At 31.8% G+C, this 12,718-nt stretch carries 13 protein-coding genes; 7 read left to right on the top strand and 6 right to left on the bottom strand.

Features of this window, described 5'->3' with window-relative positions; all coding sequences use genetic code 11:
- Positions 1 to 95 precede the first annotated feature (95 nt).
- Positions 96 to 1,742 carry a S41 family peptidase gene (locus GN105_RS11100; protein ID WP_155285468.1) on the top strand — a complete coding sequence of 549 codons (1,647 nt, stop codon included), beginning with the start codon at positions 96 to 98 and terminating at the stop codon, positions 1,740 to 1,742.
- Between the two features lie 33 nt (positions 1,743 to 1,775).
- Here GN105_RS11100 and GN105_RS11095 read toward each other — a convergent pair whose 3' ends face one another.
- Complete coding sequence (locus GN105_RS11095; RefSeq protein WP_155285467.1) at positions 1,776 to 2,972, bottom strand: heparan-alpha-glucosaminide N-acetyltransferase domain-containing protein; 1,197 nt, start codon at positions 2,970 to 2,972, stop codon at positions 1,776 to 1,778.
- 344 nt (positions 2,973 to 3,316) lie between these two features.
- Between GN105_RS11095 and fbaA the strand changes: the two genes are divergently transcribed.
- Positions 3,317 to 4,384, top strand: coding sequence for a class II fructose-bisphosphate aldolase (gene fbaA / locus GN105_RS11090; protein ID WP_155285466.1), 1,068 nt, complete (start codon positions 3,317 to 3,319; stop codon positions 4,382 to 4,384).
- 63 nt (positions 4,385 to 4,447) lie between these two features.
- On the opposite strand, the gene GN105_RS11085 is transcribed toward fbaA, so the two are convergent.
- From GN105_RS11085 to GN105_RS11070, 4 genes are all read right to left on the bottom strand, one after another.
- A complete protein-coding gene (locus tag GN105_RS11085) occupies positions 4,448 to 5,107 on the bottom strand; it encodes a TrmH family RNA methyltransferase (RefSeq protein WP_155285465.1) in 660 nt (219 codons plus the stop codon).
- 16 nt (positions 5,108 to 5,123) lie between these two features.
- Complete coding sequence (locus tag GN105_RS11080; protein WP_155285464.1) at positions 5,124 to 6,065, bottom strand: hypothetical protein; 942 nt, start codon at positions 6,063 to 6,065, stop codon at positions 5,124 to 5,126.
- Between the two features lie 34 nt (positions 6,066 to 6,099).
- A complete protein-coding gene (locus GN105_RS11075) occupies positions 6,100 to 6,660 on the bottom strand; it encodes a phosphatase PAP2 family protein (protein WP_155285463.1) in 561 nt (186 codons plus the stop codon).
- 101 nt (positions 6,661 to 6,761) lie between these two features.
- A complete protein-coding gene (locus GN105_RS11070; RefSeq protein ID WP_018279119.1) occupies positions 6,762 to 6,992 on the bottom strand; it encodes a DUF8828 family protein in 231 nt (76 codons plus the stop codon).
- A 164-nt stretch (positions 6,993 to 7,156) separates the two neighbouring features.
- Between GN105_RS11070 and GN105_RS11065 the strand changes: the two genes are divergently transcribed.
- The 5 genes from GN105_RS11065 (at position 7,157) to corA (ending at position 12,155) form a co-directional block, all read left to right on the top strand.
- Positions 7,157 to 8,686 carry a helicase HerA-like domain-containing protein gene (locus GN105_RS11065; RefSeq protein WP_155285462.1) on the top strand — a complete coding sequence of 510 codons (1,530 nt, stop codon included), beginning with the start codon at positions 7,157 to 7,159 and terminating at the stop codon, positions 8,684 to 8,686.
- 36 nt (positions 8,687 to 8,722) lie between these two features.
- Positions 8,723 to 9,277 carry a hypothetical protein gene (locus tag GN105_RS11060; protein WP_155285461.1) on the top strand — a complete coding sequence of 185 codons (555 nt, stop codon included), beginning with the start codon at positions 8,723 to 8,725 and terminating at the stop codon, positions 9,275 to 9,277.
- 18 nt (positions 9,278 to 9,295) lie between these two features.
- The gene (locus GN105_RS11055) at positions 9,296 to 10,078 is read left to right on the top strand and encodes a Rossmann-like and DUF2520 domain-containing protein (protein ID WP_155285460.1); all 783 of its coding nucleotides are present in this window, start codon (positions 9,296 to 9,298) and stop codon (positions 10,076 to 10,078) included.
- Positions 10,059 to 10,568 carry a KdsC family phosphatase gene (locus tag GN105_RS11050; RefSeq protein ID WP_155285459.1) on the top strand — a complete coding sequence of 170 codons (510 nt, stop codon included), beginning with the start codon at positions 10,059 to 10,061 and terminating at the stop codon, positions 10,566 to 10,568. Before GN105_RS11055 ends, GN105_RS11050 begins: the two co-directional genes overlap by 20 nt.
- A gap of 501 nt (positions 10,569 to 11,069) precedes the next feature.
- Complete coding sequence (gene corA, locus GN105_RS11045) at positions 11,070 to 12,155, top strand: magnesium/cobalt transporter CorA (RefSeq protein ID WP_155285458.1); 1,086 nt, start codon at positions 11,070 to 11,072, stop codon at positions 12,153 to 12,155.
- A 45-nt stretch (positions 12,156 to 12,200) separates the two neighbouring features.
- Here corA and GN105_RS11040 read toward each other — a convergent pair whose 3' ends face one another.
- Positions 12,201 to 12,635, bottom strand: coding sequence for a helix-turn-helix domain-containing protein (locus GN105_RS11040; protein WP_155285457.1), 435 nt, complete (start codon positions 12,633 to 12,635; stop codon positions 12,201 to 12,203).
- Positions 12,636 to 12,718 lie beyond the last annotated feature (83 nt).

Below are 12,718 nucleotides of genomic sequence, written 5' to 3'. Positions count from 1 at the left end.
CTGCAATGATGAGCTGTCGTGTTTTTGTTTTTATGATTCTAGATTTTTTTCAGAATTTGGGATACAAGAAAAATAAATTTGAATAAAGTTTTTAGATGAAAGTAAAAACTTACATAGTGCCAATTGTACTAGGAGGTGTTTTAGCCATAGGAATTCTCGTGGGAAAATTTCTTTCCGATTTTTATGTGCAAAAGTTACCTCCTCCGGTTCCAGTTCCTGTGGTTACGATTGATACCATTACGGAGGAAAGTCCGAGTAAGGCGAAATTGGGTAAGTTGATAGACTATATTGAAGATGAGTATGTTGATAAGGTTGATACAGACAGCATCGTAGATATTACCGTAAATGGAATTCTTCATAAGTTAGACCCACATTCTACATACATATCAAAATCAGATATTCAGGAAGTTACTGAGAATATGAGCGGAAAATTTGTTGGTGTGGGAGTTTCTTTTTATATGTATAAAGATTCCATTGCTGTCATAAAACCAATTGAGGGAAGCGATGCTTTTGAGAAGGGAATTTCGCTTGGTGACCGTATTTTGAAAGCCAATGAAGATACTCTCTTTGGTAAAGGATTTTCGGCTGATAAGATTAGAACTATTCTCAGGGGAGAAATAAATTCTCAGACAAACTTAATGGTATATAGAAAAGTGACAGACAGTCTTTTTACTGTACCAATAACACGAAAATATATTCCGATAAAGAGTATTGACCGTTATTATAAACTTAACGATACTTTGGGATATATCAGGATGAATCGTTTTGCCGAAACTACTCATCAAGAGTTCACATCGGCATTGAAGCAGCTTGGAGAAATTAATAGTTTAATTTTGGATTTGAGGGACAATACCGGTGGCTTTTTTAACGTTGGAATCCAAATTGCAGACGAATTTCTGACTAAAGATAAAATGATTGTTTTTACAAAAAATAATCGAAAGGAAATTGAAGAAGTTTATTCGACCGAAGAAGGTATGTTTGATGACAAACCTGTTTTTGTTTTAGTTAATGAGCAAACTGCCTCAGCAAGTGAAATTGTTGCCGGAGCATTGCAAGATAATGACAGAGGGGTGATTGTTGGTCGCCGTACTTTTGGTAAAGGGTTGGTACAGAGTGAAATGCCTTTGCCTGATGGTTCGGCAGTGCGTTTAACTACAGCTCGTTATTACACGCCAACAGGTCGTTCAATTCAAAAACCTTATAATCTTAGAAATAAAAGAAGTGTTCAAATAGATAATGCAAAAATAGCTGATTCTTTGAAGTTTACAACACCTAAAGGTAAAGTCGTTTATGGTGGTGGCGGGATTTATCCGGATGTTTATGTAACGATGGATATGAAACCCGATATGTATATGATACACGAAATATTAAATTCCGGATTAACAAATTTTTTCTTATTTGAATATTTCGATAATCATCCTGAAGCGAATAAAAAACCAGATGAAGAATATTTTGTAAAAAAATATAAAATATCAAAAGAAATGTTGAGTGCTTTCTCAAAATTCCTCTCAACAAGAAAAATATTTATAGATTTCAGAAGAAATAAAGATGAAATTTCAAAATATCTGAAAGCGAGTTTGGCTGAAATGTGGTATAATGACAACATTGCAGGTATGATTCAAAATCAAGGAGATTTTTACATTGAAAAGTGTTTGTATTATTACAAAGGTGGAGAAGCTCCGTCAGCACCAATAAAAAAGACTACAAGAAAAAAGAAAAAACAAAGAAACAAAAATAGTTAAAAAAAGGGATTCTGAAGAATCCCCTTTTTTGTGTTATGAATTTCGTTTGGAAACGAATATGAAATTCAATATTTTACTCTTCAATTTATTAAAAAACGAAATGGTTAGGTAATATCCTTCGGTTAAGAATTCTTTGATGTCGTTTTTTATAATTTCGTATTTATCAACAACGAAAGGCTTCCATTGGTTGTATTTAAAAGATAACCAGAGATTTACTAAAATAAAAAGTAAAGCTCCTGGAATTACAACATAAGGATTCAAACTATGGTGAAAATATTGATATAAACCAAATCCTGTGAAACTTCCATATAAAATAATGTAATGTATGATGTAAATAGATAGCGTATTTTGCCCGATGGTTCGGATTGTTACAGACATAATTACATTACGAAGCAACATAAATATTGAAAAAACTAATAGTACATTTCCCAATCTGTTGAAAATAGTACTTTCCGAAATTAGAAAAGCCAATTGCGAGTCCGTTACGTTGTAAATCCAACTAAAGAAAGGCTGAGAACCGAAAGATAAAATCAAACCGAATACAATTGCAAAGGTAATTGCATAGCTGTAAATTTGTTTGTTATCTTTGAACATACTGAACAAGACACCAATAAAAGCCCCAAACGAAGCGTAGCCAAACCAAGGGAAAATGGTAAATACCGAGCCATTAGCTTGGGTAAAATAATTCGCTAAAGCAACCGGCAGAAAATCATAATTTTGAGATAGATAAACAGGAGCCAATAAAAAAGAAAAAAGTGTAAAACCAATTAATATTGAAGGCATTACATAAGGTTTTCTTTTATATGAAAACAAATATATCGCAATTAAAAAAAGTAAAGATAACCCAATACAATGAAGTACATCAATCATATAGGAATTTGGATATATTTTTCCTGCAAATAAGCTCCAAATATGTAATCTTAATAAATAAGCTGTGATAATCAGTGTAATTCCTCTGCGAATTCCTTTGATAACTCGTACGTGATTCCAGCCGGTTTTTCCAGCAGTTTTTTCTTTTGCCAGAAGATACATAAAAATGAAACCAGAAACAGTGAAAAAAACAGGAGCTGTTAATCCTCTGAGAAATAACCATATAGAGTAAAAAGGATACTCAGAAGTTCTATATTCGTTTGCTAATAATCCATCTACAAAATGCCCCTGCAACATCATACAAATGGCAAAGGCTCTCATCACATCAATAAAGTAAAGCCTAAAAATAGGGTTTTTCATAAAGTTTTATTTTAAGGGGCAAAGGTAGGAAAATTAATCCATTGAGTGAGTGAGATTACAAGAATTATTTTAACTTTAACAAAAAATGAATCGATTGGAAATGTATATTTTACAAAAATCAATATAAAAGAGCTGTTCAATTTGTATTATTTTTTTAAAATCTTGTCTTCGATTATTAAATAAGAAATTTTACTTAAAAAATGATTTTTTATTTTTGCTATCTGATTAAAAAATCGTACTTTTGTTACCAACTTTAAGGTTTTAAATGTAAGATGCTCAAAACCTTACTCTTAGGACTTTTTTAAACTTTAGATAGTATAATTTTTAAATTTTTTATAGTACAAATGGCACACAATATTAAACCAGGCGTAGCCGTTGGGAAACAAGTACAAGAAATTTTCCAATACGCCAAACAAAAAGGATTTGCTTTACCGGCTGTGAATGTTGTTAGTTCAAACACAATTAATTCCGTAATGGAAACAGCAAAAGAAATGAACGCACCTGTCATCATTCAGTTTTCAAACGGGGGAGCTTGCTTTATGGCAGGAAAAGGACTTTCAAATGAAAATCAACGTGCGGCAATTGCGGGAGCAGTTTCGGGAGCGAAACACGTTCATCAATTAGCTGAACTTTATGGGGTTAGCGTAATTCTTCATACTGACCACTGTGCAAAAAAATTACTTCCTTGGATTGATGGTTTGCTTGATGCTTCAGAGAAACACTTTGCTGAAACAGGAAAACCTTTGTTCAGCTCACATATGATTGACCTTTCGGAAGAGCCACTTAAAGAAAACATTGAAATTTGCAAAAAATATCTGCAAAGAATGAGCAAAATGGGTATGACTTTGGAGATTGAATTGGGAATCACAGGTGGTGAAGAAGATGGCGTTGATAACTCAGATGTACACGAATCAAAATTATACACACAACCGGAGGAAGTGGCTTATGCCTATGAAGAACTTATGAAAATAAGCCCGCAGTTTACCATTGCCGCTGCTTTTGGTAACGTTCACGGAGTGTATAAACCTGGTAATGTGAAACTTACTCCTAAAATTTTAAAAAATTCACAAGAGTATATTTCTAAAAACTATAACGTTCCTCACAACACGGTTGATTTTGTTTTCCACGGAGGTTCAGGTTCTACTCTTGAAGAAATTCGCGAGGCAATCTCTTACGGTGTAATCAAAATGAACATTGATACGGATTTGCAATATGCTTTTACAGAGGGAATTCGTGATTACATATTAAGCAAAAAAGACTATTTGATGAGCCAAATCGGAAATCCGGAAGGAGCCGATGTGCCAAACAAAAAATACTATGACCCTCGTGTTTGGTTGAGAGAAGGTGAAAAAACTTTCATTGCTCGTCTTAAAAGAGCTTTCGAGGATTTGAATAATGTTAATACTCTTTAATACAGGAGTTTATGAATAAAAAAGAGCAAGAATTTTTTAATTCTTGCTCTTTTTTTATTGTATTTAAGAATTCATTTCATAAAATCGTTTTAAAATATCATCTATACTTCTGATGGATTTTTTTGTCCAATCAATGCGGATTGCCATTTTTTCTTCCTCTGTAAGTTGCCACGAAACATCTGATTTTCTGAGTTTTTCAGTAAGTTGTTGCAAAATAATAGCAGCACAAACCGAAATATTCAAACTTTCAGTAAATCCTACCATCGGAATTTTCAAGAATGTATCAGCTTGATTTAAAACTAATTCCGATAGTCCGTCTTTTTCCGTTCCAAAAAAGAAAGCACTTTTTTGGGAAATATCAAAATCGCTCAAAAAGTAAGCATCTTTGTGAGGTGTTGTAGCCACAATTTGATAGCCTTTCTCACGAAGCGTATTCATACAATCTTGTGTGTTATCATATCGGAATGTATCCACCCATTTCTGAGCTCCCATCGCAATTTTGGCATCCAATCGTTTCCCGAAACGTTGCTCAATTAGGTGGGCTTGTTGCACTCCAAACACTTCACAGCTTCGGATAACGGCACTTGTATTGTGCATCTGGAAAACATCTTCAACAGCAACCGTAAAATGATTGGTGCGATATTCAAGGATTTCAGAAAATCGTTGTTTTCGTTCTTCTGTGATAAATTTTTCTAAATATTTTAAAAGTACATCCTGATTCATAGTGCTTTAAAAAAAATTAATATTCCAAAGAGGAGTTTATCCATCTGGTTTTATTATAAATTTTCGCGATAATATCCAAATCGGTTTTAGGTCGTCTTCCCCAAGCGGTATAAACGGTTTTCAGTTTCTTCAATTGCGTGAGTTTTTCAAAATCTTGTATGGGAACTTGCAAGGGTTTGTCGTGGCTTGTCAAAACAAGTTTTTCCAGATTTTTAAAAGGGAGCAAGCTATCAATAGAAGAGAAGTTTGGACAGGTAAACATTTCAATGGTTTTGACTAGTTCCGGATTCTGAATTTTCGGAAATTCGGTAATATAACTGTTGTAGCTAACGTTGATATTTTTAATTTTTGCTAAATTGCTTAAGAATGAATGATTTTTCAATCGACTGCAACCATAAAGATGTAATTTTTCCAGATTCGGGCACTTTTCGGGTAACAAATGTTCTGATTTTAAAGTTCTTTGTACGAGCAAGTCGGTTAGATTTTCTTTATTTGTAACAAACTCAAAATCAATGCTTCCTACATACAAACTTTTCAAATCTTTTTGTTGGTTAAGAAAAGAATATTGTTTGGATAGCCCGCTGATGAAAGTAAAATTTTTTAAGTCACATATATGTCCAATGGGGTTGAATGACAGATTTTTATTTGTGTAATCACTTGTTAACTCTAAAGATTCCAACGTATTAAAGTTGCTTAAAAAATCAAGGCTGTTCAATTGTATTTCGCAGGAAGCGTGTATGCACAATCGTTTACAATTTGTAATTCGTGTCCAAAAATCAGGAGATATACATTTATTTAAGAAAACTTTTATCGTGATTGTTTTATCTGCACATTTCTCGTTAATAACGTCTAAATAAGAAGCATTAAATTCTTTGTTAATCAATATTGTTAAGTTATCGTCTTCCAGTAATTTGGAAAGAGTTTCTTTGTCTGTTATTTCGTTTAATTTCAAATACATAATCTGTTTTTTTGAGCCATTCAATGAGAATAAATCACTTTGAAAATAAAAAATAATTATTTGTAATTTTATAAAAAAGATATCCCAAAACTCCTCCTAAAACAAACCCTGTAATAACATCTCCGGGGAAATGAACTCCTAAATAAATTCGGCTGTATCCCACTAAAAATGACCAACAAAATAATACAAGGGGCAACCATTTTATTCTTTTGTGGAAAAGTGAGCTAAAAAAAGTAGCCACCGCCATTGAGCTGGCTGCGTGTGCCGAAAAATAACCAAATTTACCGCCACAAATTACATAACGCATTTGGGAAATTAAGCTTTGGTCGTGGCACGGACGCAATCGTTCAAAGCCGTATTTGAAAAGGTTTGCAAGCTGGTCGGTAGCAAGAATCATCAAAGCGATAGATACCAATATAATGACTGTTTTCTTCCATTTGAAATATTTCAAACAGAAAAAAAGCAATAAAACGTACAAAGGCAAAGCGGAAAATTTATGACTTACAAACAGCCAAAAACCGTCCCACTTTTCAGAACCTAAACCATTTAAAAACAAGAGAAGTTCTTTATCTTTTTCTATAATATATTCAAGCATAACGAATTATCAAAACGTATGATTTTTATATTTTACCTTATGCTTGTAATCAACAAGATAACAAACAAATTGAATAGAAAGTTTTTTTGAAGGTTTTTATTTTATCCTTCGTATCGGTCTATTTCTCGCTCGTAAAATTCATTTGCCTGTTGAATGAGGTTTTCGGCTTCGGTTTCAAGTTCTTTGGTGTCTTCTTCATCAAATTCTTCCAGCCATTCCACTTCGTCAGTTTCTAAATTTAGCACAAAACGAGGATATTCGGTGTGAATTACAAAAATAGCATCGGGAAAGTCCGTATTGTCTCCCAGCAAAAATTTAGGAAAATTACTCATTGTATTCTATATAATTTGGTTTTATAAATATACGCTACGCAAAAATATATGAATAGAAGTTAGTAAACAAATTTTGGTGAGGAAAATTGAATAAATATAACGTACTTTCACTTTTTTATCATACCTTTGTTTCCTTAAAAATGTTACTGTTTTAATTTCAAAATATGAATAAAATAGAATCTTTCAGAAATATCATAACCAACGGATATGCTTGTAAGGGCGAATATATTACATTGGGTGGAGCTATATATGAAGGGCAACCTGTTGAAAATACATTGGTTAATCTTCCGTTAAAGACATTAAATCGTCACGGATTGATAGCAGGAGCCACAGGAACGGGAAAAACAAAAACTTTACAAGTAATTGCCGAAAATTTATCCAAAAGCGGAGTTCCCGTACTTTTGATGGACTTGAAAGGCGATTTGAGTGGATTGGCACAAGCCGGAGAAGAAAAAGCATTTATCACGGAACGTCATAATAAAATAGGTATTCCGTATGTTTCACAAGGGTTTCCGGTGGAATTATTAACCATTTCGGAGCAAAAAGGTGTCAGAATGCGAGCTACGGTTTCCGAGTTTGGTTCGGTATTGCTCTCTCGAATTTTGGATTTGAGTGATGTACAGGAGGGAGTATTGGCGGTAATTTTTAAATATTGCGATGATCACGGTTATCCGTTGTTGGATTTGAAAGATTTGAAGAAAATCTTGCAATTCGCCACTGAAGAAGGCAAAGCTGATTTCGAAAAAGAATACGGAGCAATTGCAAAGACGTCTACAAGTGCGATTCTCAGAAAAATAGTAGAGTTAGAACATCAAGGAGCAGAATTATTTTTTGGTGAAAGAAGTTTTGAACCAACTGATTTACTGAGAACTAATAACAAAGGAGAGGGATACGTAAATATCATACGCTTAACGGACATTCAAGACCGTCCTAAAATGTTTTCAACCTTTATGCTGAGTTTGTTAGCTGAAATTTATTCAACTTTTCCGGAAGAAGGTGATTTGCAAAAACCTAAATTAGTGATTTTCATTGATGAAGCTCATTTAATTTTTAATGAAGCATCAAAAACACTGCTCAATCAGTTGGAAAATATCGTAAAATTAATTCGTTCCAAAGGGGTTGGGCTGATTTTCTGCACACAAAACCCAACAGATGTTCCTGATGCGGTTCTTTCGCAACTCGGTATGAAAGTACAGCACGCCCTCAGAGCCTTTACAGCCAAGGACAGAAAAGCCATCAAACTCACAGCCGAAAACTATCCTGTGTCAGAATTTTACAACACCACTGAAGTACTAACATCTTTGGGAACGGGAGAGGCTTTCGTAACTGTTTTGAATGAAAAAGGAATTCCTACACCATTGGTAGCTACTATGTTACGAGCACCTATGAGCCGTATGGATATTCTTTCTGATGATGAAATAAATGCTCTTATAAATCGTTCCGAATTGGTACGAAAATATAATGAGGTAATAGACAGAGAAAGTGCCTATGAGCTACTAAATAAAAAAATTTCAGAGATTCAGGCTCAACAAAATCAACAGAAAGAACAAGAAAGACAATCAAAACAGACTAAATCAGGCGGACGTACGGCAACAAAACAAAGCACGGCTCAAAATCCGATATTGAAAATGGTCACAAGTGCTACATTTATTCGTGGTGTTTTTGGAGTTTTGAATAAAGTAATGAAGAAATAACAATTTTTTTAATAATCTGTAAAAATAATTATAAAAATGAATAAATATATTGTACTAATACTAATTTTAATTGTAACGATTGCTTGTAACAAAACAGATAACAAATTTTTGATAACCAAAGACAGGGTAGGAGTATTGCAAAAAAATACGCCTATTCAGAAATTGGATTCCATATATGCAAAAGATTCTTTGGTCAATACTACTTTTGAAGGAGAGCTTCGTTATGCGAGTATGGAACGAATCATCATTTTCGAGAAAGGAGGCAAGGAACTGATAGAAATAACTCCTGTTGTTAATTCTGATAATCAAAAAGTTGTAGAAAGTGTATTGATTTTGGACACACGTTTCGCAACTGAAAAAGGAATTTCTCTGACAAGTACTTACAAGGATGTAAAAGAAAAATATCCTGATTTTGAAATTGAACAAACACTTAAAAGTATATTGATTACGCCTAAAGATGAGAATTATTATTTCACTTTTGATAAATCGGCTTTAAAGAATAATAATTTCGGGCTTTCTTCTGAAATTACAAAAAATGATATAGAAGACGATGCAAAATTATCACGAATCACTATAAATTGGAATTTATAGAAATATTGTAAAATTCTGATGAAAGGAAGTAATAAAAAATTATCATTAAGCATAGTAGGAGGCGGAAATGTAGCTTTTCACTTAATGAATGTTTTTTATAACAATGATAAAATTCAAGTGAAGCAACTTTGTAATAGAAGTTGCTTCACTTCTCATTTTGAGCAATTTGCAGTAGAAAAAATTACAAATGTTTCATTTTTAGAACCTGTTGACATTTGTATAATTGCTGTAAAGGATTCGGCTATTTTTGAAGTATCTGAAAAGCTACCTTTTTCGGGAAATTTGGTTGTTCACACTTCAGGAAATACGGATATAGATGTCTTAAGCAGTAAAAACAGAAAAGGCGTTTTCTATCCGTTGCAATCTTTCTCAAAGGAAGTTTCAATTGATTTTCAGAAAGTTCCGATATGCATAGAGGCTCAAAATTCGTCTGATTTGAAAATTTTACGTCTTTTGGCAGAATTCATAACCAGTGAAGTTTACGAAATAAACAGTTTTCAAAGGAAAATTTTGCATATTTCAGCTGTAATGATGAATAATTTTACTAATCACTTAATTGCAATTAGTAAAGAAATATGTGAAGAAAATAAAATTCCTTTTGAAATTCTAAAACCTTTATTGACTGAAACCTTTGAAAAAATTCAAAAAACAGAACCTTTTGAAGCTCAAACAGGTCCGGCAAGACGCAATGACCGCCAAACTATTGAAAATCATTTAGCTATTTTAAGTGGAAATCGAAAAGAAATTTATAAAACAATAACAAATTCAATATTAGAAAGATATGGAAGCAAAAAGCTATAAAGAATTTTTAAAAAATATCACAACTTTTGTATTTGATATAGATGGAGTATTGACAAATGCTCAGGTTTTAGTTACAGATGAGGGAGAATTATTACGAAGTATGAGTGTAAAAGATGGTTTTGTAATGAAATTAGCATTGAGTAAAGGCTATAAGATGTGTATTATTACTGGTGGAAATAATCAGGGAGCCAAAAAACGGCTTGAAGATTTAGGGATTAACGATATTTTTATGAAAAGAGCCAAGAAATTGGAAACATTTTTACAATATCAACAACAAGAAGGATTAAAAAAAGAAGAAATATTGTATATGGGTGATGATATGCCTGATATTCCTCCGATGTTGCATTCGGGATTGGCAACCTGTCCGCAAGATGCTGTTCCTGAAGTAAAATCTGTCGCTGACTATATTTCACATTTAAAGGGTGGAGAAGGCTGTGTTCGTGATGTTATTACGCAAGTGTTGAAAGTACGTGGAGACTGGGAATTTTAAAATAAGCTATATCAACTAAATTTTATGTAAGATATACGATAAATTATTTCAATTAAAGAACTCGAATTTTCTTTTACGACAGAGATAGTTCGAGTTCTTTTTTTATTTTCTAAATATCACATTTTTTTTAATAATTATCTGGTAATAATATATTTATACATATATACTTAAATAATTACATTAACTAATAATATTGAAGAAAGTTTATAGCATAAAATTAAAAAAGTTCACTATTATAAAATATTATAAATCAAATATTTATATTAAAAAATATTTTAAATATCACAACCAAATGACAAAATGACATACATTATTAAATTGTTAATAAAGTTAAATTTATAGTTTAATAAATATATTATAAAATATATATAATCAGTATTTTAAATGAATTTTTAATGTCAAAGATATTTTATAAATTTGAAATTTAATCGTGAAAATAAAATTTTATATTTCAGAAAAGAATTCTTACTTTTGGAAGAGGTTTTTTTAAGTTATTAAAAGATGGCTAAAAATATTTCCCAAAAACGTAAAAGGAGAAAATTAAATCGGATTAATAAGATGGAATTGCCTCCTGGCACTTTGCTGTATTTCGGCGAAAAAGAAAAATCAGTTGATATTGATGTAATTTCCTACGGAGATTCGTTTTTCCATTCAGAGAAAGTAAATTCAGTAAAGGAAGCTCTACGTTTAATTTCTGCTGAAAATCGTACTTGGATAAATATCAATGGGTTAAATAATATTGAGGAAATAAAGCAAGTAGGAGAGTTTACAAAGTTACACAATTTACTTTTGGAAGATATCCTTGATACGGAGCATCTTCCAAAAAGTGAAGTTCTTGAAAATAATCTGTTAATTATCATTAAGATGATATATTTTGGGAAGCAAGAGCAGTTTATTTCAGAACATTTGGCTTTGATTTTAGGGAGGAATTATGTTATTAGTTTTCAAGAAGCTGAAGGAGAGGATGTATTCGAACCATTACGCAGACGATTATCAATGAATATAAATAATATTCATAAAAAGGGGATTGATTATCTTCTTTTTGGTCTTTTAGATGCCGTGATTGATAATTATTTTGTGATTTTGGATAAGATTGGAGGTAAAATTGAAGATATAGAAGACGAAATTATTAATAATCCTGATGAAGGAATGATTATGGAAATACAAAACTTGAAGAAAAGTGCTATTTTTCTTCAAAAATCAATTGTTCCTGTACGTGAAATAACCAGTAAATTGGAGAAAGTTAATCATTTTTTGATTACAAATGATACAAAACATTATTTTCGTGACCTTCATGACCATATTATTCAAATCGTAGAAACTTTAGGAACTTATAGGGATATTCTTTGGGGATTGACTGACACTTATATGGGAGCTATGAGCAACAAAATGAATAACATAATGCGGCTACTCACTTTAATATCAACAATTTTTATTCCTTTAACATTTATCGTAGGAGTTTATGGTATGAACTTTGATTTTATGCCCGAGCTTCAATATAAATGGGCATATCCTATTGTTTGGGGAATAATGATTTTAATATCTATTTTAATGGTATTATATTTTAAACGTAAGAAATGGCTTTGATTTACATTTGTAAACTATGTTTTAATCTGATGTTTTGATGAAATTTTATTCATTTTCAAATATTTCAAAGCTATTATCATTATAAAAAAAGATAATTTTTTTAACTTTTTTATCAGTTTTATTTTGTGGCGTTACAGTTTTAGGCTCTTTTTTTTCTGTCATTACAGGGTTGTTTGTTATATTTTGAGAGCTTTTTTCTTTAAATAAATCTGTTTGAACTGATTGCTTTATAGATTTATCTGTATCAGAAGAGGTTGTTGGAAATTTACCTTTTCCTTGTGTAATCCAAAATATATCAACTTCAGGAAACTTAGATACTAACTTTAGAATAAAATCCAGACTGGGTTTATTTCGTTCGGAAAGTAAGTGAGAAATACTTGAACGCTGAATATCAAGTGAATCAGCAAAAGCAGAGGCACTCAGTCCGTAATAATTCATTACTATTTGGAGTCGCTTTGTGAAATCAGAAATGTTTATCATTGTAATTAAATTTTTAAATTCAAGAAAGTACAAATGTAAAAAATAAAATTGACAAATCAAACAAAAGTAAATTGAGTTAAATA

This window comes from Capnocytophaga felis, from assembly GCF_009684755.1.
In the GTDB taxonomy this organism is placed as follows: Bacteria; Bacteroidota; Bacteroidia; order Flavobacteriales; family Flavobacteriaceae; genus Capnocytophaga; species Capnocytophaga felis.
Note: the sequence above shows the minus strand (reverse complement) of the source record. Positions and strands in the feature narration are given on the sequence as shown.

What these genes read in the sequence shown, in the direction of transcription:
- GN105_RS11100 (WP_155285468.1), top strand. Translation starts at nt 96, where the DNA reads ATGAAAGTAAAAACTTACATAGTGCCAATTGTACTAGGAGGTGTTTTA.
- GN105_RS11095 (WP_155285467.1), bottom strand. Translation starts at nt 2,972, where the DNA reads ATGAAAAACCCTATTTTTAGGCTTTACTTTATTGATGTGATGAGAGCC.
- fbaA (WP_155285466.1), top strand. Translation starts at nt 3,317, where the DNA reads ATGGCACACAATATTAAACCAGGCGTAGCCGTTGGGAAACAAGTACAA.
- GN105_RS11085 (WP_155285465.1), bottom strand. Translation starts at nt 5,107, where the DNA reads ATGAATCAGGATGTACTTTTAAAATATTTAGAAAAATTTATCACAGAA.
- GN105_RS11080 (WP_155285464.1), bottom strand. Translation starts at nt 6,065, where the DNA reads ATGTATTTGAAATTAAACGAAATAACAGACAAAGAAACTCTTTCCAAA.
- GN105_RS11075 (WP_155285463.1), bottom strand. Translation starts at nt 6,660, where the DNA reads ATGCTTGAATATATTATAGAAAAAGATAAAGAACTTCTCTTGTTTTTA.
- GN105_RS11070 (WP_018279119.1), bottom strand. Translation starts at nt 6,992, where the DNA reads ATGAGTAATTTTCCTAAATTTTTGCTGGGAGACAATACGGACTTTCCC.
- GN105_RS11065 (WP_155285462.1), top strand. Translation starts at nt 7,157, where the DNA reads ATGAATAAAATAGAATCTTTCAGAAATATCATAACCAACGGATATGCT.
- GN105_RS11060 (WP_155285461.1), top strand. Translation starts at nt 8,723, where the DNA reads ATGAATAAATATATTGTACTAATACTAATTTTAATTGTAACGATTGCT.
- GN105_RS11055 (WP_155285460.1), top strand. Translation starts at nt 9,296, where the DNA reads ATGAAAGGAAGTAATAAAAAATTATCATTAAGCATAGTAGGAGGCGGA.
- GN105_RS11050 (WP_155285459.1), top strand. Translation starts at nt 10,059, where the DNA reads ATGGAAGCAAAAAGCTATAAAGAATTTTTAAAAAATATCACAACTTTT.
- corA (WP_155285458.1), top strand. Translation starts at nt 11,070, where the DNA reads ATGGCTAAAAATATTTCCCAAAAACGTAAAAGGAGAAAATTAAATCGG.
- GN105_RS11040 (WP_155285457.1), bottom strand. Translation starts at nt 12,635, where the DNA reads ATGATAAACATTTCTGATTTCACAAAGCGACTCCAAATAGTAATGAAT.